This is a genomic window from Catenulispora yoronensis, assembly GCF_039531695.1.
Classification (GTDB): Bacteria; Actinomycetota; Actinomycetes; order Streptomycetales; family Catenulisporaceae; genus Catenulispora; species Catenulispora yoronensis.
This window is the reverse complement of record NZ_BAAAQN010000082.1, coordinates 23,587-47,341: the sequence shown is the minus strand read 5'-3', so window position 1 is coordinate 47,341 and position 23,755 is coordinate 23,587. Positions and strand designations below refer to the sequence as shown.

At 71.4% G+C, this 23,755-nt stretch carries 21 protein-coding genes; 7 read left to right on the top strand and 14 right to left on the bottom strand.

Annotated elements, in window-relative coordinates; genetic code table 11:
* Positions 1-749: 749 nt before the first annotated feature.
* The 3 genes from ABD481_RS41880 to mnmA all read right to left on the bottom strand — a co-directional run bounded on the left by ABD481_RS41880 (position 750) and on the right by mnmA (position 4,019).
* The gene (locus ABD481_RS41880; protein WP_344671479.1) at positions 750-1,001 is read right to left on the bottom strand and encodes a hypothetical protein; all 252 of its coding nucleotides are present in this window, start codon (positions 999-1,001) and stop codon (positions 750-752) included.
* 38 nt (positions 1,002-1,039) lie between these two features.
* Positions 1,040-2,824 carry a penicillin-binding transpeptidase domain-containing protein gene (locus ABD481_RS41875; protein ID WP_344671478.1) on the bottom strand — a complete coding sequence of 595 codons (1,785 nt, stop codon included), beginning with the start codon at positions 2,822-2,824 and terminating at the stop codon, positions 1,040-1,042.
* A 118-nt stretch (positions 2,825-2,942) separates the two neighbouring features.
* Complete coding sequence (mnmA, locus tag ABD481_RS41870) at positions 2,943-4,019, bottom strand: tRNA 2-thiouridine(34) synthase MnmA (RefSeq protein ID WP_344671477.1); 1,077 nt, start codon at positions 4,017-4,019, stop codon at positions 2,943-2,945.
* 78 nt (positions 4,020-4,097) lie between these two features.
* On the opposite strand from mnmA, the gene ABD481_RS41865 reads away from it, so the two are divergent.
* Complete coding sequence (locus tag ABD481_RS41865) at positions 4,098-5,369, top strand: NAD(P)/FAD-dependent oxidoreductase (RefSeq protein ID WP_344671476.1); 1,272 nt, start codon at positions 4,098-4,100, stop codon at positions 5,367-5,369.
* Between the two features lie 3 nt (positions 5,370-5,372).
* Here ABD481_RS41865 and ABD481_RS41860 read toward each other — a convergent pair whose 3' ends face one another.
* Both ABD481_RS41860 and ABD481_RS41855 read right to left on the bottom strand, forming a co-directional pair.
* A complete protein-coding gene (locus ABD481_RS41860) occupies positions 5,373-6,041 on the bottom strand; it encodes a hypothetical protein (protein WP_344671475.1) in 669 nt (222 codons plus the stop codon).
* 64 nt (positions 6,042-6,105) lie between these two features.
* The gene (locus ABD481_RS41855) at positions 6,106-7,332 is read right to left on the bottom strand and encodes a PucR-like N-terminal domain-containing protein (RefSeq protein WP_344671474.1); all 1,227 of its coding nucleotides are present in this window, start codon (positions 7,330-7,332) and stop codon (positions 6,106-6,108) included.
* Positions 7,333-7,651: 319 nt separating this feature from the next.
* Here ABD481_RS41855 and ABD481_RS41850 point away from each other — a divergent pair, with 319 nt between their 5' ends.
* Positions 7,652-8,593: an esterase/lipase family protein gene (locus ABD481_RS41850; protein WP_344671473.1), complete on the top strand. Its 942-nt coding sequence runs from the start codon at positions 7,652-7,654 to the stop codon at positions 8,591-8,593.
* Between the two features lie 3 nt (positions 8,594-8,596).
* Here ABD481_RS41850 and ABD481_RS41845 read toward each other — a convergent pair whose 3' ends face one another.
* The 3 genes from ABD481_RS41845 to ABD481_RS41835 all read right to left on the bottom strand — a co-directional run bounded on the left by ABD481_RS41845 (position 8,597) and on the right by ABD481_RS41835 (position 12,496).
* Positions 8,597-9,769 (bottom strand): cysteine desulfurase family protein, encoded by a 1,173-nt coding sequence (locus tag ABD481_RS41845; RefSeq protein ID WP_344671472.1) that lies wholly within the window; start codon positions 9,767-9,769, stop codon positions 8,597-8,599.
* A gap of 138 nt (positions 9,770-9,907) precedes the next feature.
* On the bottom strand, positions 9,908-11,038 hold the full coding sequence (locus tag ABD481_RS41840) for an SGNH/GDSL hydrolase family protein (protein ID WP_344671471.1): 1,131 nt from the start codon (positions 11,036-11,038) through the stop codon (positions 9,908-9,910).
* Between the two features lie 9 nt (positions 11,039-11,047).
* Entirely contained in the window at positions 11,048-12,496 is a 1,449-nt protein-coding gene (locus ABD481_RS41835) for an MBOAT family O-acyltransferase (protein ID WP_344671470.1), read from the bottom strand.
* 113 nt (positions 12,497-12,609) lie between these two features.
* Between ABD481_RS41835 and ABD481_RS41830 the strand changes: the two genes are divergently transcribed.
* Entirely contained in the window at positions 12,610-14,364 is a 1,755-nt protein-coding gene (locus tag ABD481_RS41830) for a serine/threonine protein kinase (RefSeq protein ID WP_344671469.1), read from the top strand.
* Here ABD481_RS41830 and ABD481_RS41825 read toward each other — a convergent pair.
* Together ABD481_RS41825 and ABD481_RS41820 are read right to left on the bottom strand one after the other, a co-directional pair.
* Complete coding sequence (locus ABD481_RS41825) at positions 14,336-15,286, bottom strand: electron transfer flavoprotein subunit alpha/FixB family protein (protein ID WP_344671468.1); 951 nt, start codon at positions 15,284-15,286, stop codon at positions 14,336-14,338. The two genes, ABD481_RS41830 and ABD481_RS41825, sit on opposite strands and share 29 nt — an antisense overlap.
* A gap of 14 nt (positions 15,287-15,300) precedes the next feature.
* A complete protein-coding gene (locus ABD481_RS41820; protein WP_344671467.1) occupies positions 15,301-16,080 on the bottom strand; it encodes an electron transfer flavoprotein subunit beta/FixA family protein in 780 nt (259 codons plus the stop codon).
* A 311-nt stretch (positions 16,081-16,391) separates the two neighbouring features.
* On the opposite strand from ABD481_RS41820, the gene ABD481_RS41815 reads away from it, so the two are divergent.
* The 4 genes from ABD481_RS41815 (at position 16,392) to ABD481_RS41800 (ending at position 19,386) form a co-directional block, all read left to right on the top strand.
* Positions 16,392-16,826 (top strand): hypothetical protein, encoded by a 435-nt coding sequence (locus ABD481_RS41815; protein WP_344671466.1) that lies wholly within the window; start codon positions 16,392-16,394, stop codon positions 16,824-16,826.
* The gene (locus ABD481_RS41810; protein ID WP_344671465.1) at positions 16,823-17,731 is read left to right on the top strand and encodes a WXG100 family type VII secretion target; all 909 of its coding nucleotides are present in this window, start codon (positions 16,823-16,825) and stop codon (positions 17,729-17,731) included. Before ABD481_RS41815 ends, ABD481_RS41810 begins: the two co-directional genes overlap by 4 nt.
* A gap of 163 nt (positions 17,732-17,894) precedes the next feature.
* Entirely contained in the window at positions 17,895-18,386 is a 492-nt protein-coding gene (locus tag ABD481_RS41805) for a hypothetical protein (protein WP_344671464.1), read from the top strand.
* 118 nt (positions 18,387-18,504) lie between these two features.
* Entirely contained in the window at positions 18,505-19,386 is an 882-nt protein-coding gene (locus ABD481_RS41800) for an aldo/keto reductase (RefSeq protein WP_344671463.1), read from the top strand.
* 13 nt (positions 19,387-19,399) lie between these two features.
* Here ABD481_RS41800 and ABD481_RS41795 read toward each other — a convergent pair whose 3' ends face one another.
* From ABD481_RS41795 to ABD481_RS41780, 4 genes are all read right to left on the bottom strand, one after another.
* Positions 19,400-20,449 (bottom strand): hypothetical protein, encoded by a 1,050-nt coding sequence (locus ABD481_RS41795; protein ID WP_344671462.1) that lies wholly within the window; start codon positions 20,447-20,449, stop codon positions 19,400-19,402.
* A gap of 86 nt (positions 20,450-20,535) precedes the next feature.
* Positions 20,536-21,594, bottom strand: coding sequence for an ABC transporter ATP-binding protein (locus ABD481_RS41790; RefSeq protein ID WP_344671461.1), 1,059 nt, complete (start codon positions 21,592-21,594; stop codon positions 20,536-20,538).
* Positions 21,591-22,685, bottom strand: coding sequence for an ABC transporter ATP-binding protein (locus tag ABD481_RS41785; RefSeq protein ID WP_344671460.1), 1,095 nt, complete (start codon positions 22,683-22,685; stop codon positions 21,591-21,593). Before ABD481_RS41785 ends, ABD481_RS41790 begins: the two co-directional genes overlap by 4 nt.
* Positions 22,682-23,692: an ABC transporter permease gene (locus tag ABD481_RS41780; protein WP_344671459.1), complete on the bottom strand. Its 1,011-nt coding sequence runs from the start codon at positions 23,690-23,692 to the stop codon at positions 22,682-22,684. The genes ABD481_RS41785 and ABD481_RS41780 overlap by 4 nt, the downstream gene beginning before the upstream one ends.
* Between the last annotated feature and the right edge of the window lie 63 nt (positions 23,693-23,755).

Below are 23,755 nucleotides of genomic sequence, written 5' to 3'. Positions count from 1 at the left end.
TCTAGCGCTGCGGTTGGGCTTGCATGAACTTGACACCTGGTCGGCGGTACTGTAGGCAAAGCCCTGCCGACGTGACCGAGGAGAACAAACCAAAACCCAGGGAGAGAGCTGACAATCACTGGGTAGGGGGCTGGGCGCCTCTCTGACTACGGCCGCCGGGAAGGTTCAAAGCAAAAGCGGAGGACAGTTGAAGGACTCCCGCGCCAGCACCCCAAACACTTGCCTCACCGGCGACCTGCCGCACTGACGCCCCGAAGACCTGCTTCACCGGCGACCTACCGCGCTAGCGCCCGAGAGATCTGCCTGACCGGCGGCCGAAGTCCAGCCGCACCGGCACCCCAAAAGACCTGGCCCACCGGCGACCTACCGCACCGGCGCCCTAATGACCTGCCCGACCGGCAATCGAGGACCTGCTCTACCGGCAGTCGAAGACTCGCTCTACCGGCGGCCGAAGGTTTGCCCCACCGGCGGCCGCAAGCCTGAAGCGACCCACCTCTGCCTCCGGATCCTTCAGTCCTCTCCCGGGGTTTTGGTTTGTTCTCCTCGGTCACGTCGGCAGGGCTTTGCCTACAGTACCGCCGACCAGGTGTCAAGTTCATGCAAGCCCAACCGCAGCCCAACAACCATCACCGCAACGGCATGGACTTGATACCTGGGCGGCGGTGCTGTACCCGTAGGGCTGCCGACGTGAGCGAGGGGAACAAACCCCCACCCCACAAACCGCCAGCGCAGAGACTAACCAGACCCCCCTATGGAGCTGGCGCCAGTTCTCCGAGGGATCCGAGGCCCTCGCCGGAGGCGCCTGCCTTACCCAGCTCTTGACTTTGCCTGGCTTTTGACTGGCTTTTAACCGGATTCAGACCGATCGCCCACCACAGAAGTCTGCGATGGGCGATCAGAACGAACTCACCAATCAAATACCAGCTCAGCACCAGAACCAGAGCCAGCCCCAACACCAGGACCAGCCCCAGCCCCAGCCCCAGCTCCAGCTCCAGCTCCAACACCAGCTCCAACCCCAACCCCAAAACCAAGTTGAGGCTCAGCTCAACCCAGACCCCTTCAACATCGCCGCGATCGCCGGCCCGGCAGCAGAGTTGCCGAACCCGGCGTTGAGCACCAGTGCCGCGACTGCGATGTCGTGGTCGGGGTCCATGGCGATCATCCAGGAGTCGGTCTTGTCCTTGCTGTTCGGTTCGGCCGAGCCGGTCTTCGCGCCGAGCGTTGTCGAGATGCCCTGGAGCGAGGTGGCGGTGCCGTTGGTGATCACGCCCCGCATCATTGTCTGGAGGTTGGTCTTCACGTCGGCGGGCAGAGCCTGGGCCTTGGCCGGGCCTTGGAAGCCGGGGATCAGGATGGGCTGGTGGAACTGGCCCGTGGCCACGGTCGCGGCGACGGAGGCCATGGTCAGGGGGGACATCGTGATCCGGCCCTGGCCGAAGGCCTCGGCGGCGAAGAGGTCGCGGCCGTCGGCGGCGGGGACTTGCTGCTGGCCGGAGGTGCCGTAGGTGGCGGCGCCCAGGCCCATGTCCCAGGGCTGGTTCATGCCGTAGTAGTCGTGCGCGGTCTTGGTCAGGGTGTCCAGGGCCAGGTTGTGGCCCAGGGCCGCGTTGACGAAGGAGGTGTTGCACGACATCTCGTAGGCGGTCAGCAGGTTCGCGCCGGTGAAGCCGTTGGCCAGGCCCTCGTCGTTGTGGTAGGTCTGCGAGCCGACGGTCGCGGTGGGGGTGCACTCCGCCGGGTCGGTGAGCTTCATGCCGGCCAGTAGTAGCGCGGTCGAGGTCACCGTCTTGAACGTGGAGCCGGGAGCCCGGGTGGCCATCGTGGCCAGCTTCGGGTTGTCCTTGGCGTTGGAGGCGATCGCCAGCACCTCGCCGGTGGACGGCTTGATCACCACCATGCCGGAGTTCGGGAACGGCGCCAGCGCCTTCTCGGCCTGGGTCTGGATCTTGTCGTCGAGCGTGGAGGCCAGTTGCAGCGACCCGGTCGCGTTCTGGGCACCCAGCTGGATCGGGTTGGACCCGGGTATCGGGTTGCCGGTGTTGTTGTCCACGAACTGGATCTGCAGCGACGCCGAGGTGCCGTTCTGCGGCTTGGCGATCGCCAGCTTGGCCAGGATGCTGCTCAGGCTCGGGTGCGCGGTGGCCGACAGCAGGACGCCGTTGCGGTCCGCGACCGGCACCGACGGCGGCACCGCCTTCAGGTTCGAGGCCGCGCTCAGCTGCGGGTTGATGATCGAGGAGGCGAAGTGCACCAGCGGCGGCGTGCTGCCGTTGGCCGGCACCACCGCCAGCGTCGATGTGTACTGCCACACCAGGTCGCCGTCGAAGGTGTCGGTGACGTTGAAGTCGAAGTGCACTGCGTTGTCCAGCGGATTCGGCGTGGCCGCGCTGCTCGGCGCCCCGGACGACGGCGCACCGGACGAAGACGCCCCCGAGGACGGCGCGCCGGAGGACGTCGCCCCCGGCGTCGCGGACCCCGACACCGCGGACTTGGCCGGCTGCGGGGCGTTCACCTGCGAGCCGAGCTTGAGGTCGACCGTCTTGGGCGCCAGCGAGGTCATGACCTGCTTCAACCGCGGCCCGGCCTTGTCCGGCAGGTCGGTGTAGGAGCCGGCCTTGGTGTAGTCACCGGACTTCCACGCGGCCAGGAACGCCTGCGCCACCGACTCGGGCGTGGGCCCGGTGTCGGCGGAGGACGTCGCGGACCCCGGGGCCCCGTTCGCCGCCGCCTTCGGCTTCGAGCTCCCACCGGAGCAGCCGGCGGTGACCACCGCGAGCGAGGTGGCGGTCGCGGCTATCGCCAGGAGCACACGTCGAGAACCCATAAGGTCCCTCCCCAGTTCTTTCGGATCGGGTTTTCCAGCCTACGACCCTAACCGACGCGCGTGAGGGCCAGATGGTTGACAAGCGGACAGTGACGTTCCCGCCACCATCACCGCGCCGTCACCGGGAGGTGTCGGCCACCGTCGCGGACCCGATAACCCGCGAGCCGTCGTACAAAACCGCCGCCTGTCCGGGCGCCAGCCCGCGCACCGCCTCGTGCAGCACGACCTCGACGCGGTCCGGCCCGGTGCGCTCGGCCGTGGCCGGGACCGGCTCCCCGTGCGCCCGCAGCTGCGCGTGGCACTCGATCCGCCCGGTGAACTCCGGACCGCACCACCGCAGCCTGATCCCGGACAGCCCGGTGACGTCGAGCTCCTCGGCGGTACCGACAGTCACAGTGTTCGTGACCGGTGAGATGTCCAGCACATAACGCGGCCGACCGTCCCCGGCCGGATCGCCGATCCGCAGCCCACGCCGCTGCCCGATGGTGAACCCCCACGCCCCGTCGTGCTCACCGACCGTACGCCCGGTACTGTCCACGATCGGCCCGGAGGAGGTGCCGAGCGTCTTGGCCAGATACGCCTTGGTATCCCCATCCGGAATGAAGCACACATCGTGGCTGTCCGGCTTCTTCGCCACATACAGCCCGCGCTCAGCCGCCTCGGCCCGCACCGCCGTCTTCGTGTCGTCACCGAGCGGGAACATCGAGTGCGCCAGCTGCTCGGCGTCCAGCACCCCGAGCACGTAGGACTGGTCCTTGGCCGGATCGGCGGCCCGGTGCAGCTCGACCCCGTCCGGCCCGTCGAGCAGCCGCGCGTAGTGGCCGGTCGCCACCGCGTCGAAGCCCAGCGCCCGCGCCTTGTCCAGCACCGCCGCGAACTTGATCTTCTCGTTGCAGCGCAGGCACGGGTTCGGCGTCCGCCCGGCCCGGTACTCGGCGACGAAGTCGTCGATCACGTCCTCGTGGAACCGCTCGGCCATGTCCCAGATGTAGAAGGGGATACCAAGCATGTCCGCGGCGCGTCTGGCATCGTGCGAATCCTCGATCGTGCAGCATCCGCGCGCGCCATCACGCAACGCCTGACGGTTACGAGACAGCGCCAAATGGACCCCGGTCACCTCATGACCAGCATCCCGGACCCGCGCAGCCGCCACCGCGGAGTCGACACCACCGGACATCGCCGCCAAGACACGCATGCCTCAAGAGTACGTGCAATGGTTGACTGTGAGATGGGTCATAACGGCCGGGGAACGGCACCACGACTGGAGGACGCCATGAGCGGCGCGGACACCGCCGGAAGCACGGACGCCATGGTCATCGTCGGCGCGAGCCTGGCCGGGGCGAAAACGGCACAGGCGCTGCGCGAGGACGGCTGGGACGGCCCGATCGAGCTGATCGGCACCGAGCTGGACCTCCCCTACGAGCGCCCCCCGCTGTCGAAGGGGTACCTCCTGGGCAAGGAGGGCCGGGACAAGGTCTTCGTCCACGAGTCCGGCGCCTGGTACGTCGAGAACCGGGTGGGCCTGCGGCTGGGCCGCACCGCGGTGTCCCTGGACCGGGACCGCCACGTCGTCACCCTCGACGACGGCACCGAGGTCCCCTACGGCAAGCTCCTGCTCGCCACCGGCTCCAGCCCGAAGCGGCTGCCGATCCCCGGCGGCGACGCACCGAACCTGTCGTACTTCCGCACCCTGGAGGACAGCGAGCGGACCCGCGCCCAACTGCTGCCGGGCTCACGCCTGGTGGTGATCGGCGCCGGCTGGATCGGCCTGGAGGTCGCGGCCGCGGCGCGGGAGCAGGACGTCGAGGTGACCGTGCTGGAGGCGGCGGACCAGCCGCTGGTGCGCGCGCTCGGCCCCGAGGTCGGCGCGCTGTTCGCCGAGCTGCACCGGTCCCACGGCGTGGACCTGCGCCTGAACGCCGGCGTGGACTCCTTCGCGCTCCAGGAGCGGGACGGCGTCGAGGTGGCCGCCCGCGTCCGCCTGACCGACGGCACCGAGATCGAGGCCGACCACATCCTGGTGGCGGTGGGCATCACCCCCAACACCGGTCTGGCCGAGGCGGCGGGCCTCGAAGTCGACAACGGCGTCGTGGTGGACCGGACGCTGCGCACCGCCGACCCCGACGTGTTCGCGGCCGGCGACGTGGCCCGGGCCTGGCACCCCTTCTACGAGGAGGGGATCCGGGTCGAGCACTGGGCCAACGCGCTCAACCAGCCCAAGGTCGCCGCGGCCTCGATGATGGGCGTGACAGACCTGGCATACACCCGGCTGCCGTACTTCTTCAGCGACCAGTACGACCTGGGCATGGAGTTCGTGGGCCATCTGCCGTCGGCGGGCTACGACCGCGTGGTCTTCCGCGGCGACCGGGCGTCCGGCGCCTACATCGCCTTCTGGCTCAGCGCCGACAACCGGATCCTGGCCGGGATGAACGTCAACGTCTGGGACGTGGTGGACGAGATCCGGGCCCTGATCCTCGGCCGCGCCGAGATCGACGTGGCACGGCTGGAGGATCCGGGCGTCCCGCTGGCGGAGGTGGCGGCTTAGAAGTCAGTAGTCCAGGTCGCGTTCGTAGATGCAGATGTTCACATAGGTGATGTTGGTGGGGCTCAGCCCGGAGAGGATGCCGTAGGGCGTCAGCTCCCACTGCCGACCGCGCCAGCCCAGCCGCGACCAGATCCCCTCGGCCCACCAGCCGTTCTCGCTGTCGGCCGACCGGATCTGGTTCGCCAGGCCGTACGCGCTCAAGTCGAGCCAGCCGTTGGTGTGCTCCTCCGGGCACCACAGCGAGCCGGTGCTCAATCGCACCCCCGCGGCATCCACGTTCGAGGTGGAGTAAAGGCATATCTCGCCGGTGCTGCACCCGAACTCGGCTGCCGCCACCGCACCCGGGGCGGTCGCGGGTTTGTAGGTGAGAGTCACGTCGTCCTTGGCATAACGGATCGTGTTCCCGGAGGCCACACCTCCGGGATGCCGGGCCAGCTGCGCGGCGATGGAGTCGGCGACCCATTGCTGCCCGGTGTCGGTGGGCGTCGCGGACGTCGCGGGTAGCGTGGGCGCCGCGGACGTCGCGAGCGTCACGGGCAACGCAGGCGTCGCGGGCGTGGCCGCCCGGGCGATCGCCGGCAGACCGGCTCCGGCCGTCGTCAGAGCCGCGAGCAGGGCCAGCAGCGCGATCGGCCGTCGGCGGCCCGGGGGTGTCCTTGTCGAACCAGGCATGATTCCTCCATCAGCGTAGGTGATGCGACCAGGGAATCAGAGTCCTGTTTCACTCGCCGGAGTGTCAATAGAGTGGCCGGAAAGACCGTTCGCGCAAAGCGATCTCCAATTCGAAACAGGCGGCCGGATCAGCCAGGGCCGGTCCGAACAGGGCTTGGAGATGGTGCAGGCGCTGGCGCGCCGTCTGGGGGTGTACGCCCAGCCGCGCGGCGACCTCCGGGGCCGAACGGTTGGACTGGATCCAGGCGAGCAGGGTCTCCTCCAGCCGCCGGCGGCGTTTGGCCGTGAGACCGGCCAGCGGGGCCAGCCGGCGGTCCGCGATCAGCCGCACCAGCACCGGATCGGCGAGCAGCAGCAGGTCGGCCAGGTGCGCGTCGCAGTACACGGCCTCGGCGAACGGGGTCCCCGGCGCCGCCGGGCGGCTCCGGACGGCCCGGGCCCAGCGCAGGGAGTCCGCGGCCGACTCGATGGGCACCTCCGGGCCGACCACCGCGCCCGCGGCGTCCAGCAGGGCCCTGAAACGCCGGTCCGGGAGCAGCTCGGCGGGAGCGGGCACGACGAGGTAGGCGTCGGTCCGGTCCAGGTCGGCCAGGACGCCGTCCGGCAGGTCCGGCGGCGCGACGGCCGGCCCGGGCAGCGCGACGCAGCTCACCGTCCTGGGCAGCGGCCAGCCGGCGGCCGTGGCGGCGTCGGCGAGGACCTCGCGCGCCGCCCCACTGACCAACAGATGCAGCAGCCGATGACGCCGGAACCCCTCATTGCCGGCCTGGCGCGCTATCGCCTCGGCGTAGCCGCGCACCGACTCGGCGGACAGCTCGTCGATGAACGCGAACGCCGCCTCGGCCAGCTGCACCATGAGGTCCTGCCGGAGGTGGAAGCGGGCGCCGACGCGGGCGTAGCGCCGCCAGGCGATGCGCGCGCCGAGCCGGTACGCGGCTTGGAGCGCGTCCAGGCTGCGGCCCTCGGAGAACTCCCCACGGCCCAGGTGGCGGTAGATGCGGATCCGGTCGTCGGCGAACTCGCCGGCGGCCACGGCCCGGGCGCCGGCCAGGGCCTTGGCCCGGTTCTCACCGTCGTCGGCGCCGGTCACCTGGTCCACGAAGTCGGCGAGCGCCGCCTCCACGCCCATCCGGATCCCGTGCCCGAACTGCCCCGCCAGCGGACGCCCGAACTGCGGGATCTGGACCCGGATCTGATGGATGATCTCGGCGGCGATACTGCTGTTCTCCTGACGCAGCCCGGCGGCGAAGCCTTTCGGCAGCGCGGCGACGGCGAGCGGGGTGACGGTCACGCGGGCAGGATGCGCCGATGTTACCGGCGAGTCAACATCAGGGTTCCGGGCGGAGAACCCGCTCATCCGCGTGACACAAAACACACCCGGCGCACCGCGGATTCGAGCACTTCCTGTGCGAGTTCGCACCAGTCCGGCCCGGAGTTATTTACCTCGGTTCCAATAGCGCCCTACTTTGGCCCGCGCCGCGGCGTGGGGACGTCGCGGCACCCTCGACCACGGTCATGATCGGAACCACGCGTCACGACCACTGATCACGAACACTGATCACGACCACCGCCACGACCACCTGCTTCCGCCACGAGTGAGGAGTCGCACCATGCCCACCCGGAACACCCTCCGCGCCACCGCCGCCGCCCTCGGCGCCGCGCTACTGGCCGCCACGGCCAGTGTCACCGCGCACGCCGGCGGCTCGTCCACGCTGCCGGTCGACTACAGCTTCGCCAGCGGCTTCGTCCAGGGCTTCTTCTCGCCGCAGACCGCGCCGCCGGGGGCGAACGACTGGTCGTGTCACAGCACCGCGCACCCGAACCCCGTGGTGCTCGTCCACGGCACCCTGGAGAACCAGAACGACAACTGGCGCGGCGCCGCCCCGCTGCTGGCGAACAACGGCTACTGCATCTACACCTTCAGCTACGGCGGCCCGGCCGCGGCCTCCCCGATCCAGGGCACCGGCGCCATCGAGAACAGCGCGGCGCAGCTGTCGTCGTTCGTGGACACGGTGCTGGACCGCACCGGCGCGGCGAAGGTGGACCTGGTCGGGCACTCCCAGGGCGGGATGATGCCGCGCTACTACATCAAGAACCTCGGCGGCGCGGCGAAGGTCGGCAAACTCGTCGCGCTCGCACCCAGTAACCACGGCACCACCCTCGACGGCATCACCAAGCTCGGCGCGGCACTGCAGATCCTGGAGCCGGCCAACCAGTTCGTCGTCGGCCCGGCCTGCGCAGCCTGCGTGGAGCAGGAGATCGGCTCACCGTTCATCACAGCACTGAACGCCGGCGGCGAGACGGCGCCGGGCGTCCAGTACACGGTGATCGAGTCGACCAACGACGAGGTCGTCACGCCGTACCAGGGGGCGTTCCTGGCCGCCGCGCCGAACGTGCGGAACATCCTGCTGGAGAGCCAGTGCCCGCTGGACCAGAGCGACCACCTGGAGATCGCCTACTCCCCCGTGGCCCTCGGCGACGTCCTGAACGCGCTGGATCCGGCGCATCCGAGGCCGGTGCCGTGTCAGATCGTGCTGCCGGTGGTGGGGTGACAGCTAGCTGAGCCCCGCAGCGCGGGCCCGGGCCACCACCGGCCCGATCGCCTCGGCCAGGGCGTCCACGTCCGCCTTGGTCGAGGTGTGGCCGAGGGAGAAGCGCAGTGAGCCGCGGGCCAGTTCGCCGGACAGTCCCATCGCGAGCAGGACGTGGCTTGGTTGGGCCACGCCGGCTGAGCAGGCTGAGCCGGTGGAGCATTCGATGCCGCGGGCGTCCAGCAGCATCAGGAGGGAGTCGCCTTCGCAGCCCGGGAAGGCCATGTTGGCGATGCCGGGCAGGCCGGTGCCCGGGCCGCGGTCGCCGTTGACGATCACGTCCGGCACCGCTTCGCGGACTCGGGTCACCAGGTCGTCGCGCAGGGCGGTGAGGAGTTCGGACTTCGCCTCGCGGTTCTTCACGCTCTCCACCACCGCCGCCGCGAAGCCGGCGACGGCCGGGGTGTCGAGGGTGCCGGAGCGGACGTCCCGTTCCTGGCCGCCGCCGTGCAGGACCGGGACGGCGGAGGTCTTGCGGCCCAGGAGCAGTGCGCCGACTCCGATCGGGCCGCCGACCTTGTGGGCGGTGAAGGTCATCGCCGACAGGCCGCTGGAGGTCCAGTCCACCTCCAGGGCGCCCACGGCCTGGACGGCGTCGGAGTGCATCGGGATGCCGTACTCGTGGGCGACCGCGGCCAGGGCGTGGATCGGCTGGACGGTGCCGACCTCGTTGTTGGCCCACATCACGGTGGTCAGCGCCACGGTGTCCGGGTCGCGTTCGATGGCCGCGCGCAGGGCCTCGGGGTCCACGCGGCCGGCCCGGTCCACCGGCAGCCATTCGAGCTCGGCGCCCTCGTGCTCGCCGAGCCAGCTCAGCGGGTCCAGGACGGCGTGGTGCTCGATCTTGGCGGCCAGCACCCGGCGGCGGCGGGGGTCGGCGTCCCTTCGGGCCCAGTACAGGCCCTTGACCGCGAGGTTGTCGCTCTCGGTGCCGCCGGAGGTGAAGACCACCTCGGAGGGGCGGGCGCCCAGCGCCTCGGCGATCTGCTCGCGGGACTCCTCGACGACGCGCCGCGCGGCGCGGCCGGCGGCGTGCAGCGAGTTGGCGTTGCCCGTGACCCCCAGGCGGGCCGTCATCGCGTCGACGGCGGCCGGGAGCATGGGGGTCGTCGCGGCGTGATCCAGATATACGGCCATGATTAGCTGCGATTCTAAGGGCTGGCTCGGCGGTGGCGGGGATCGGCCCGCGTCCGCCGTCGCCCCGGGGGTCCGGGGTGCCGCCGGGCGCGCGGCGGCGGGAGCCTGGAGATGCGCCCGTCCCCAGGCCCAAGGCGGTCAGGCCAGCGCGTATTCCCCGCGCAGCGCGGCCAGCACGATCCTGGCCGGGAAGACCGAGCCCGGAAAGCTGAAGTGGATCCCGTCGTGCTGGCGGGCCAGCACCCGGTGGCCGTCGGTGTCGGTGAGGTAGTCGGTGTAGGCGCCGTTGTCGGAGGTCGGCCCGGCGACGTCGACGTAGCGCAGGCCGGGCACGGTCGGCACGGCGGCCCGGACCGCGGCGTTGATCCGCTCGAAGATGTGGATCCACGGCGCCGAGCGCGGCACCGGCGGGCCGGCCCAGTAGACCCGGCGCTGCGGGTCCCCGGCCAGGAAGTCGCGGGAGACGGCGGCGACCCGGCGGGAGTACTCGGCCACCCAGCGGGCCGAGCCGACGTCGGCGCCGTCCAGCGGCCAGCCGTCGTTCGCCCCGAGAACCATGATCACCACGTCCGGGTCGTAGCCGGCGGCCTCCTGCGCCGCCTCGTCGGACCAGTCGAAGACGTTCGGCTGGGTCAGCCCGGTGCCGTTGCGCGGCTCCACCCGGACCTTGGCCGGCAGGTGCTGCGCGGCCACCAGTCGCGCCAGCTGCTGGCCGTCGAAGTCGGACAGCGAGTCGCCGGTGACCAGGACGCGCAGCGGATCGTCGGCGGTCGGGTGGCGGACGGCGGCGGCGACCGGGGCGAGGCGGGGCTCGGGGCTCTGGCCGTCGTCGGGCGCTCCGGGCGCTCCGGGGGTTCCAGACGCTCCCGGCGTCCCGGCCGCCCCGGCGGACCCGGCCGCCGCCCCGGCGCCGGAGCCCCCCGGAACCGAGCCCGCCCTGCCGGCCGGCGCCCCATCGGCCATCGGCTGCTTGTCCGCGTCCTCCTCCAGATGGGTCCGGCCGCCGTCGCCGACGCCCCGGTCCGGATGGCCGAGCATCGCGTCGAGGGAGGTCCGGGGGCGGTCCAGGTCCAGGACGTGCGCCGCGCTGTTCAGCGGGCGGGCCACGTCCAGGAGCAGGTCCCGGGTCGGCCCGGGGGCCATCCCGAGCCCGGCGCGCACCACTCCGGCGGTGTTCAGCAGCAGCGCCGTCACCAGGGCGACGCGGATCACGCGGCCGGCCTGGCGCGCGGTGGTGACGGGTTCGGACCCCGCCTGTTCCTCGGGCACTGCTCGCTCCTAGAACCGGAAGTAGATGAACGGCGCGACCCCGCGGCCCCCGCTCACGGCCGCGACCACCAGAAGCAGGACGCCGAGCGAGACGCCCTGGGCGTAGACCGGAAGAGTGACGAAGGCACCGCGCAGGCGCGCTCCCGCGCCCGCGGGCAGCCACTGCACGAGCAGCGCCGCGGCGATCAGCAGGACCACGGTCGGCGTGAGGACGCCGGACCCCGGGCCGCCGGCGAACACCTGCCCGAGGACGCTGAGCGCGGTGCTGACGTCCGGCGCGCGGAAGAAGACCCAGGCCAGGCAGACGACATGGAAGGTCAGCACGCGGGCGGCCGTAGTACGGACGCTCCGCGGGACGCGCCCGGGCGCATTCACAGGGATTCGCAGGAATCCGGCAAGCGGCGGCCAGACGCGGCGGGCGACCGTCGGCCACGCCCGCTCGATCGCGAGGCCGACACCGTGGATGCCGCCCCAGAGCACGAAGGTCCAGGCCGCGCCGTGCCACAGACCTCCCAGAAGCATGGTCAGCATGAGGTTGCGGTAGGTCTTGAGACTGCCGCCACGGTTCCCGCCCAGCGGGATGTAGAGGTAGTCGCGCAGCCAACGGGACAGCGTCATGTGCCAGCGCCGCCAGAAATCCTGGAGCGAGCGGGCCGTATAGGGACGGTCGAAGTTGTCGGGGAACCGGAAGCCCATGAGCAGGGCCAGGCCGATCGCCATGTCCGTATAGGCGGAGAAGTCGCAGTAGATCTGGACCGCGTACCCATAGACGGCGAAGAGGGTCTCGGTACCGCTGTGCGCCTGCGGCGAACCGAACACCGGGTCGACCAGCCGGGTGCCGATCACATCGGCGACCACCATCTTCTTGACCAGCCCGCCGCCGATCAGGGCGAAGGCGCGGGCCGCCGGGATCCGGTCGGGGTCGCGCGGGCCGTCCAGCTGCGGAACGAACTCCGAGGCACGCACGATCGGGCCCGCGACCAAGTGCGGAAAGAAGCACGCGTAGATGGCGTAGTCCAGTGGCCGGGCGAGGGGAGTCCGGCCCCGGTAGACGTCGACGACGTAGGAGATGGCCTGGAAGGTGTAGAAGGACACGCCGATCGGGAGCACGAGGTGCAGCAGGCCGAGCGAGAGTCCCAGGGAGTTGCTGACGGTGTCGCTGAAGAAGTCCAGATACTTGAAGAAGCCGAGCGCGCCGAGGTTCAGGCCGATCGCGCCGACCAGCACGGCTCTGCGAACCTTCTCGGAGTCCTGACGGGTGATGAGCGTGGCGGCCGTCTGGTTGACGGCTGTGGAGCCCGCGAGCAGGAACACGTACTGCCAGCCGGCGGCCGCGTAGAAGTAGTACGAGGCCGCGAGGATGAACGGCCGCCACAGGCGCTGCCTGGGCATCAGGGCCCAGGACAGCGGCAGGACGAGGGCGAAGAAGAACGCGAACTGCACGGTGGGGAAGATCAAGGCGCCTGTCCCGGGTGGCGGGTTTCGGGAAGATGGGTCATAACCCCCAACGAAGAAGAACCCGAACGGTCACGGTCTTCCCCGCGATCCACTTCGCTCCTAGCTTGTCCGGTATGGAACCGCTGCGGGAGGACGACCCCAGGTCCCTGGGCGGTTTCCGGGTGCTGGCGCTGCTGGCCGTGGGGGGCATGGGGCGGGTGTACCTGGCGCTGGGCGCGGACCGGCGCGCGGTGGCGCTGAAGGTCGCGCGGACCGAGTTCGCGGCCGATCCGCGGTTCCGGGCGCGGTTCCGGCGGGAGGTGGAGACCGGGCGCGGGATCGGGAGCGGCTGGGGCCGGCCCGGCGGCGAGGCCTGGATCGCGCCGGTGGTGGCGGCCGACCCGGACGCGGAGCTGCCGTGGCTGGCGTCGGAGTACGTGCCGGGGCCGTCGGTGACCGAGGCGCTGATGGGGTTCGGGCCGCTGTCGGCGGTCGGCCTGCGGACCCTGGCCCTCGGGCTGGCGCTGGCCCTGGCCGAAGTGCACGCGGCGGGGGTGGTGCACCGGGACGTGAAGCCGTCGAACGTGCTGCTGGCGCGGGACGGGCCGCGGCTGATCGACTTCGGGGTGGCGCGCGCCATCGACGACGTGCAGCTGACCCGGGTCGGCGCGGTGATCGGGTCGCCGGGCTTCCTGTCGCCGGAACAGGCCACCGGCAAGCCGGCGAGCTTCGGGTCGGACGTGTTCTCGATGGCGTCGGTGGTGGCGTACGCGGCCTGCGGGGTGGGGCCGTTCGGGGCCGGGGCCGGGCCGGCGCTGCTGTACCGCGTGGTGCACGAGGCGCCGAAGCTGGTCAACGTGGCGCCGGAGCTCGGCGAGGTGCTGGCGGCGTGCCTGGTGAAGGACCCCGGGGACCGGCCGTCGGCGGCGGAGATCGCGCAGCGGGTGGCGGGGCTGCGGGGGTCGGAGGGCGTCGGCGGGGCCGGCACGGTGTACGGCGCCGAGACCGGGCACTGGCTCTCCGAGCAGGTGCTCGCCGACATCTCCCGGCGCGAGGCCGAGCTGGCCGCGTGGATCGAGGTGGCCGGCGGACCGGGCCCGCTGTGGGAACGGGCGGTCTCGGCCGGAATCGACTTCGAGGTGGCGGCCGACAGCGCCCTGGAGCTGGCGAACGCGGGGATCGAGTTCGAGATCGCGGCGGACAGCGCGCTGGAGCTGGCGAACGCCGGGTTCGAGTTCGAGCTGGCGGCCGGGAGCGCGATCGAGCTGGCGAACGCGGGAGGCGGAGCGGTCGGGGTGGGTCCGGGCCCGGGCCGTTCGGCGAAGCAGGACTCGGATGCGGACTGGGATGCGCGCTCGAATCACGACGGGGATCCACGCTCGAACCAGGGCTCGGATCAGGGCCGGGATCTGCGCTCGAACCAGGGCTCGAATCAGCGCTCGGATCAGGGCTGGAATCAGGGCCGGGATCAGGGCCGGGCCCAGGACCCGGACCAGGAACCGGGCCCGAAGCGCCGATCGGCCCCGAACCCGGGCCCGCGCACGTCGAAGCGGACGTCGCACCGCCGCTCCGGCCGCCGTCTCCGCTTTCCCGTCTACGCGGCCCTCGGCGCCCTCCTGGGCGCCGCGGCGGCCACGACGGTCCTCCTGCTCCACCATCGCGGCGCCGACGGCACGCAGCCCCCTCAGAGCCCGACCGCGACGGCGAGCACCGGACCGGGTGCGCCGGGCACACCGAGCACACCGCCCACGCCGCCCTCGGCCGCCGGAACGCAGAAGACCGCCCCGGCCGGCCCTTCAGGGCGGCGGAGCGGTGCTTCGGAGCGGACCGGAACCCCGGGGCGCAGCCCGGGCGCGCCGACTACTTCCGCTTCAGGATCTCCTCGGTGACCTGCGGGACCACCTTGAACAGGTCGCCGATCACGCCGTAGTCGGCGAGCTCGAAGATCGGCGCCTCGTCGTCCTTGTTGATCGCGACGATGGTCTTCGAGGTCTGCATCCCGGCCCGGTGCTGGATCGCGCCGGAGATGCCGGCGGCGATGTACAGCTGCGGGGAGACGGTCTTGCCGGTCTGGCCGACCTGCGCCTGGTGCGGGTACCACCCGGCGTCGACCGCGGCGCGGGAGGCGCCGACCGCGGCGCCCAGGGCGTCGGCCAGGCCCTCGATGATCGCGAAGTTCTCGCCGCTGCCGACGCCGCGGCCGCCGGAGACCACGATCGAGGCCTCGGTGAGCTCGGGGCGGTCGCCCTTGGGGAGCACGACCTTCTCCACGACCTTGGCCAGCTTGGCCCCGTCGGAGAGCTCCACGGCCACGTCGATCCGCTCGGGGGCGACCGGGGCGGCCTGCGGGGCGGTGGCGTTCGGGCGCATCGCGATGATCGGGGTGCCCCGGGTGACCTTGGTGTGCGCCACCGTCGAACCGCCGAAGATGGACTGCTCGGCGATCAGCTCGGCGCTGACGTCGACGGCGTCGGTGAGGATGCCGGAGCCGGACTTGACCGCCAGGCGGGCGCCCACCTCCTTGCCCTCGGCGGTGGCCGGGACCAGCACGGCCGCGGCGCCGGTGTCGGCGACCAGCTTGGCCAGCAGCTCGGCCTTGGGGGCGGTGACGTAGCCGTCGAGCTCGGCGTCCTCGGCCACGTAGACCTTGGCGGCGCCGTACTCGCCCAGCTTCTCGGCGGCCTTGTCGAAGCCGGCGCCGACGAACACCGCGCTCGGCGTGCCCAGCGCGCGGGCCTTGGTCAGCAGCTCCAGCGTGACCTTCTTGACCGCGCCGTCGGCGTGGTCGACGAGGACCAGGATCTCAGCCATCTTCCAACGCTCCCTTAGATGAACTTCTGCGCGGACAGGAACTCGGCGAGCTGCACGCCGCCGTCGCCCTCGTCGGTCACCTTCACCCCGGCGCTGCGCGGCGGGCGCTGCGCGGCGTCGGCCACCGCGGTCCACGCCCCGGCCGCGCCGACCAGCGCGGTGTCGATGCCGGCGGCGGCCGCGTCCAGGGTGGCGATCGGCTTCTTCTTGGCCGCCATGATGCCCTTGAACGAGGGGTAGCGGGGCTCGTTGATCTTCTCGACCACCGAGACCACGGCCGGCAGCTCGGCCCGGACCACGTCGTGGCCGTAGTCGGTGAGGCGGTTGACGGTGACGGCGGTGCCGTCGATCTCGACCTTCGAGGCGAAGGTGAGCTGCGGCACGTTCAGCCGCTCGGCGAGCATCGCCGGGACCAGCGAGGTGCGGGCGTCGGAGGCCTCCGAGCCCAGGATCACCAGGTCGTACTCGGTGGTGGCCAGGGCCTGCGCGAGGGCGTAGGAGGTGGCCACGGCGTCGGAGCCGGCCAGCGCCGGGTCGGACAGCAGGATGCCCGAGTCGGCGCCCATCGACAGGGCCTTGCGCACCGCGGCGTCGGCGCCGTCCGGGCCCATGGTCAGCACGGTGACCTCGCCCCCGTGCGCCTCGACGAGCTTGAGCGCCTCCTCGATGGCGAACTCGTCCATCTCGTTCAGCACCGGGTTCGAGCTGTCCCGGTCCACGGTCAGGGTGTCCGGGAGGAGCCGCTTCTCGGCCTCCGTGTCCGGCACCTGCTTCACACAGACGACGATCTTCATATCGCTGTCCGACCTCCTGCTTGAGGGCTAGCTTCCGGTCTCTCCTCCGCAGCTTGCCATGGTCGGACCGATGATCCGAACACGGGGTCTTCTCGCGCGTGAGGCGTCCCGCATCTTCGTTGGTGCGGCCCGGTCGTCACCGACGGTGCCGCCTGCGATTGCGACTAGTGGAATGCTATCGCGACAAAGTTACCGCTTGGTAGTACCGCTGTGCGCGACGCGCGTCACTCCATTCGAGTGAAGCCCTACGGTATTCGAGTGACTACCGTGGGTAAAACACACCAGGTAGGATGATGGAAACACTTTGACCAATGGGGGCGGTGGTTCGGATGATCGGGCCGGGAGGGCGGGGCGCGCGGGGCGCGCGGGACTTCGAGTTCGAGGTGAGTCCGCGGATCCTGGCCGAGTACGCGGACGCCCTCCAGGCCGCCGCGAGCGGGCTCGGAGCGGTCGGCGAGGCGCTGTCGAGAATACGGGTCGAGCGGTCGTGGTTCGGGGAGTTGCCGCAGTCCGGGTTCTTGTTCGATCGCTATGGGGTGCATAGGGAGAACGAGCTCGCGGTGGTCGAACAGCTGAGCGCGTGGGCGGCGCAGGCCGGTGTCGGGCTGTGCGGGACGGCGGGGCGGTATTCGGCGGCTGATCAGATGGTGGCGGATCTCGCGGGGACGGTCGCGACGGGACTGGGGGTGGGGATCGAGAGCGGAGCCGACTCCGTCCCGGACCTGGCCGACGGGGCGCGGGAATGAGCAGCTCGGCGGGGTGCGGCGGGGACTCGTTCGGGGTCGGGTTCAGGTGGGTGGTGGAGCAGCCCGCGGGCTTCGACTCCGGGCTGGCGGCGGTGCACCGGGCGATGCGGGCGGGTCTGGCCGGGGTGGTGGAGTCCGGGGTGGACTGGATCCTGCGGGAGGCCGGGCTGCTGGCGGTGCTGGACCGGGTCAGCGGCGACGCCGGGGAGCTGCACGAGGCCGCGGTGGTGTGGATGGAGCAGGCGTTGGCGGTGCGCGGCATATCGGCGCGCGTGCGTGGGGACGGCGCGGGGGTCGCGGGGAGTTGGCGTGGCGCGGCGGCGCGGGAGTTCGGCGAGGCGATGGGGACGTGGGTGGCGGCGGTGGACCGCCTGGCCTGCGAGACGGCGGCGACCGCGCATCTGCTCAACGAGGCCGGGGTGACGGCCGGCGCGGCGCGGGACCTGGTCACCGGGATCGTCACCGACGCCGCGGAGTGGGCGGCCGCCGAGTTGGCGGCGACGGCGGTGGCCGACGTGCTGACCCTGGGGCTGGCCACGATCGGCGGAGCGCTCGCCGAGTCGGCGACGCTGGCGGCGTTCGTGGTGCGGGCCGAGCGGGTGGCGGCGGAGTTCGGAGTGGCGCTGGAGCGGCTGGCCACGGAACTGGCGGAGTTGAAGGCGATCAGGGACGGCATCGCGGCGGCGCACGGTCTCAGGAGGCTGCGAGCGGTGCGGCAGGCCCAGGGCGGTCTGGCGGAGATGCGCGGAGCCGGGGCGGTGCTCCGCGCGGCCGAGCGCGGCGCCGACGCGATCATCGGGATGGAGACCGGCCTGCCGATCGACGGCGACGGGCCGAAGGGGCTGGGATCGGCGATCGCGAAGACCGCGGCCGAGGAGGTCCACGAGGTCGAGTCCGGGCGGTGAGGGGCTTCGACGGTGCTGGTGAGCACCGGTTCCGAGGCTTCGACCGCGATGGCGGGCGCCGTTGCCGGTACTCCGCCGCCTCGGCGCCCCGGACTACTTGACATGACAGAGCAAGTACTAGACGCTATCCGTCAAGTAGCCGTGACGAGCCCCGGAGGCACCCGTGCCGCAGTCACCACCCTGGAGTGCGGCCCATGAGGAGCTGGCGCGGGATCTGGAGCGCGTCGTCGAAGCCCGGGTGCTCGGTCCGGTCGATGTGCTGTTCGGCCTCGACGACCCGCTGCGCCGGCGGGCCCGCGAGCAACTCCTCGAATGGACCCTGACGCTGCTCGGGCCCGACGACGAGACCGCGTGCCGGACCGCCATCCGCCTGGTCGGCACCCTGTTTCCGGGCGACGCGCCCTTCGATCCGGAGCCGCGGTGGTGGGGTACGCCGTTCGGGCGGGCGGTGCTGTTGCGGGCGGGGCATCCGAGCGCCGAGGCGGTGTCGTTCGCGGTCGCGGCGGCGATGCTCGGCATCACCCGGCAGGGGGTGCACGACCTCGCCAGGCGCGGCAAGGTGCGGGCGCATCCCGACGGCGGCGTGACCGTGGCGTCGGTGCGGGCCCGGCTGCGGGACCGCCTGCTTGCGGACGCCGAAGTCACGACGGCCTGACGGTCTGACGGCCTGAGGGCCTGACGGTCCGGCCGAGCCGTTCCAACGCCGCCGCGGCCGGTCGATCCACCGCGACCGCTGCCCGACACTCCCATCAGCGAAGGGATCTCGCTTCCCCATGCGCACATTCACCCCGACCACCGCACCCAGCCTCACCGTCACCCGCCTCGGGTACGGGACCATGCAACTCCCCGGCCCCGGCGTCTGGGGACCGCCCGCCGATCGCAGTGCCGTGCTGACGGTGCTGCGGCGGGTCGCGGACGCCGGCATCACCCACCTCGACACCAGCGCCGCCTACGGCCCGGACGTCGCCAACGAACTGATTCGCGAAGCGCTGCACCCCCACGGCGACGACCTCGTGGTCGCCACGAAGGTGGGCGTCGAGCGCGGTTCCGAGGGCACGTTCCGGCCGGCCGCCTCACCCGATCAGCTGACCGCGCAGGTGCACCGCAACCTCGAAACCCTCGGCGCGGACAGCCTTCCGTTGGTCTATCTGCGCGTCGGCGGCGACGGTCTGCTGGCTCCGGACCCGACGCCGGTCGCCGAATCCCTTGGCGCGCTCAGCGATCTGCGTGACAAAGGCCTGATACGCGAGCTGGGGCTGTCCGGCTGCACCGTCGAACAGCTCGGGAGCGCCGAGGTCCCGATCGCCGCCGTCCAGAACCGGTTCTTCCTGTTCGACCGCTCCAGCGACGACGTGCTCGCCGCGTGCGAACAGCTCGGCATCGCGTTCGTCCCCTACTTCCCGCTGGCGGCCGGCATGGATCTCCCCCACGCCGCGCAACGAGCCGCACTGCGGACCGTCGCCGCGAAACACGGCGCCACGCCCGCGCAGACCACCATCGCGTGGCTGCTGGCCCGCTCCTCCGTGATCCTCGCCATCCCCGGCACCAGGAACCCGGCGCACCTCGAAGAGAACCTCACCGCCGTGGACCTCGCGCTGACCGCCGAGGACGTCGCCGTCCTCGACGGCATCGCCGGGCTCACGGACCAGCGATAACGGCCGCCGGCGCCTAGTAGCGCCGCAACGCGACCTGGCACGGGTCGTCAGGATCGTTCGTGCTGCACAGCAGCAGATCGGGACCGGCCTTGTAGAGGTCGAACCACAGCGAGTTCGACAAGTCGCCGTCCACCAGCAACCGCACCCCGGAGTGGCCGTCCGCGCTCTCGGCGTCCCAGCGCCCCGACGAGGCCGCGATCGGCTCGCCGTCGCGCAGCCCGCCTCCGGTGAGCGGGCTCGCGGCGAAGGTCCCGTCGGGCCGCAGCTCCACCGACATCCCGGACCGGGAGTGCCAGGTCCCCAGCAGGTCGCCGTCCGCGCCGACGGCGACCTGTTCGGCGTCCGAGGCCGGGGCGTCGACCCGCCAGGCGACGCCGCCGGCGGCCACCAGCACGGCCAGGCCCGCCAGCAGCAGGCGGCGGGACATCGCGGCTCCGGGGCGACGGATGGCCATCGCGCCGACCGAGGCGGCCAGGCCCAGCGGCCAGAAGAAGGCGGTCACCAGGCAGGCGAAGCACCACGCCAGCCGGGCGAAACCGCCGCGGGTGGCCAGGCCCCAGACCCCCACGCCGACCGCCCACAGCGCGCCGACCAGGTAGTACGCGGCCCACGGCCGGCCGTCGGCCAGGTTCGGCATATCAGGGTTCGTGGAACTGCCCTGGAAGCACACGCGGTATCCGTACACCAGGACCAGCACCGCCCAGAACAGGACGCCCAGGCCGAGCGCCGCCGCGAGGCAGACGCGGGCCAGTCGGCGCAGTCCCGGGCCGAGCGCCAGGCCGGTGAGCACCAGGCCCTCGCTCTGCATGCCGAAGAACGACCCCTCGTCGGCCGCGCCCTCGGAGCCCTCGTAGCCCTCATGGCCCTCATGGGCTTCGGGGGCTTCGGGGGCTTCGCCGTCGGCTGCCCCCTCGGCACCCTCGGCACCCTCGGTCATCCCAGCCCCCTCGGCCTCCTGCGACCGGGGTCCCGGCACGACGCCGTCACCACCGGTGTCAGGATCCGCTGGAACGTCGGTGACAATGTCGCTTCCGGCGTCGGCGCCGGCACCCGTGGAGAACACGCGCCCAACAATGCCGAAAGCCCGGCGGGAACGGAAGTTCCCGCCGGGCTTCGCCTCCGGCACCGGTACCAGGACCGGCGCCGGGACTAGACGTTCTCGGGGAAGTGGCACGCCACCTGGTGCGCGTAGCCGGCCTCGGAGCGCTGCCCGATCTGCAGCAGCGGCGGCTCCTGGGTCCGGCAGACCTCCTGAGCCTTCCAGCACCGGGTGTTGAACCGGCAGGCCGGCGGCGGGTTGATCGGCGAGGGCACGTCGCCCACCAGCCGGATCCGGTCGACCTGGCCCTCGGCCTTGCCGTCCTTGCGGTCCGGGTCCGGGATCGGCACCGCGGACAGCAGGGCGTTGGTGTACGGGTGGTGCGGCTTGGTGTAGAGGTCGGCCTGGTCGGCGATCTCCACGATCTTGCCCAGGTACATCACCGCGACCCGGTCGGAGATGTGGCGCACCACCGACAGGTCGTGGGCGATGAACACGTACGCCAGGTTCAGCTCGGTCTGCAGGTCCTCCAGCAGGTTCATGACCTGGGCCTGGATCGACACGTCGAGCGCGGAGACCGGCTCGTCGGCGATGATCAGCTTGGGCTTGAGGGCCAGCGCGCGGGCGATGCCGATGCGCTGGCGCTGACCGCCGGAGAACTCGTGCGGGTAGCGGTTGTAGTGCTCCGGCGACAGGCCGACCATCGAGAGCAGGTCCTGCACCGCGCGCTTGACGCCGTTCGGGGTCTGGATGCCCTGGATGTGGAACGGCGCGCCGACGATGGTGCCGACCGTGTGCCGCGGGTTCAGCGAGGACTGCGGGTCCTGGAACACCATCTGGATGTCCCGGCGCAGCGGCCGCAGCCGGCCCTGGCTCAGGTGCGCGATGTCCTGGCCGTCGAACAGGATCTGCCCGGAGGTGGGCTCGTCCAGGCGGGCCAGCATCTTGCCGGTGGTGGACTTGCCGCAGCCGGACTCGCCGACCAGGCCCAGGGTCTCCCCGGCCCGGACGGAGAAGCTGATGCCGTCCACCGCCTGCACCGCGCCGACCTGGCGCTGCAGCAGGCCGCGCCGGATCGGGAAGTGCTTGACCAACTGGTTGACCTGCAGCAGCGAGTCCGGTTCCACCGCGGAGGTCTCGGACGGCTGCGCCGTGGTTTCGGTGCTCACAGCGACCCCTGGATCTTCTCGGTGAATATCTCCCGCCGGCGGGCCGGGTCCATGTGGCAGCGCACCAGGTGGCCCGGCGTGGTCGCGGCCAGCTCCGGGATCTCGGTGGAGCTGCGGCCGCCGGTCTCGGCGGTGTACGGGCAGCGCGGGTGGAAGGCGCAGCCGGACGGGACGTTGATGAGCGAGGGCGGGTTGCCCTGGATCGGGGTCAGGCGGTCGGCCCGCTCCCGGTCCAGCCGCGGCATCGAGGCCAGCAGCCCCCAGGTGTAGGGGTGCTCCGGAGCCTTGAACACGTCGTGCGCCCGGCCGTACTCCACGGCCTTGCCGCCGTACATCACCATGATGTCGTCGGCCAGCTCGGCGACCACGCCCAGGTCGTGGGTGATCACGATCAGGGCGCTGTTGAACTCGCGCTGCAGGTCCCGCATCAGGTCCAGGATCTGGGCCTGCACGGTGACGTCCAGGGCGGTGGTCGGCTCGTCGGCGATCAGCAGCGCCGGGTTGCAGACCAGCGCCATGGCGATCATCGCGCGCTGGCGCATACCGCCGGAGAACTGGTGCGGGTAGTCGTCCACCCGGGTGTTCGGCTGCGGGATCCCGACCAGTTCCAGCATCTCGATCGCGCGCTTGCGGGCCACGTCCTTGGAGACGTTGTTGTGCACCCGGTAGGCCTCGATGATCTGCGCGCCCACCGTGTAGAACGGGTGCATCGCGGACAGCGGGTCCTGGAAGATCATGGCCAGCTTCTGGCCGCGCAGCCGGCGGACCTCCTCGGGACTGGCCGAGACGATGTCCTGGCCGTCCAGCCAGATCTCGCCGGAGATCTGGGCGCCGCGCTGCTTCTTCTTGTCGGTGGCGGTGCGGTGCAGGCCCATCAGGGCCAGCGAGGTCACCGACTTGCCCGATCCGGACTCGCCGACGATGCCCAGCGTCTTGCCGCGCTCCAGCGCGAAGGTGATGCCGTCGACGGACTTCACCACGCCGTCGTCGGTCGGGAAGTGCACGCGCAGGTCGCGCACGTCCAGGAACGAGCGCGGGCTGGTGTTCTCCAGCGCGATGTCCTCGACGATCGGATTGAAGTCGTTGCTCATGACAGCCTCACTCGGGGGTCGACGACGCCGTACAGCAGGTCGACGACCAGGTTCGCCAGCACGATGAAACCGCTGGCCACGATGGTCACGCCGATGATCACCGGCAGGTCGGACTGGCCCACCGCGCCGACCGCCTCGCGGCCGATGCCCGGCAGGTTGAACACCTGCTCGGCCAGCACCACGCCGCCGAGCGCGAAGCCCAGGTCCATGCCGAAGATGGTGACGATCGGGGTGAGCGCCGCGCGCAGCGCGTGCTTGAAGATCACGGTCCGCTCCGGCAGGCCCTTGGCCCGCGCGGTGCGGATGAAGTCCTCGTTCAGGGTGTCCAGCATCCCGACCCGGGTGAGCCGGGCGTACAGCGCGGCCAGACCGAACGCCACCGCGATCCAGGGCAGGATCAGGTGCGTCGCCCAGCCCACCGGGTCGTCGAAAAGCTTGACGTAGTCGGGGTCCGGGAAGATGTGCCAGTTCACCACGAAGACCAGGGCCAGCAGCGGGCCGACGAAGTACACCGGCAGCGAGACGCCGATCAGCGCGGTGACCATGCCGGCGCGGTCCACCCAGGTGCCGCGCTTGAGCGCGGAGGCGACGCCCACGGCGACGCCGAAGATCAGCCACAGCACGGCCGCGCCCAGGGACAGCGACAGCGTCACCGGCAGCCACTGGCCGATGCTGGTGGAGACCAGGGTGTTGGTGCGGAACGAGTAGCCCAGGCACGGGGCGGGGCAGTGCACCAGCCCGGTGCCGTTGTCGTAGTCGTACCCGAAGAAGATGCCCTTGAGGTAGCGGCCGTACTGCACCCAGACCGACTGGTCGAATCCGAAGCGGTGGATCACGCCCTGGATCGCGTTCGGGTCCTGGGTCTTACCGACGAACTGCGACGCCAGAGACTCCGTGGTCTGCCCGCCCAACCGCGGGAACACGTAGAAGATGAAGAACGTGATCAGGCTGATCACGAACAGCAGAACGACTGCGGCGAACAGGCGCCTGATGATGTAGGAAATCACGGAGTGCGGCGGCGGTCGCCCGAGGGCGCCGCCGGGATCTTGTGGATCCCGACGGCGCCGCCG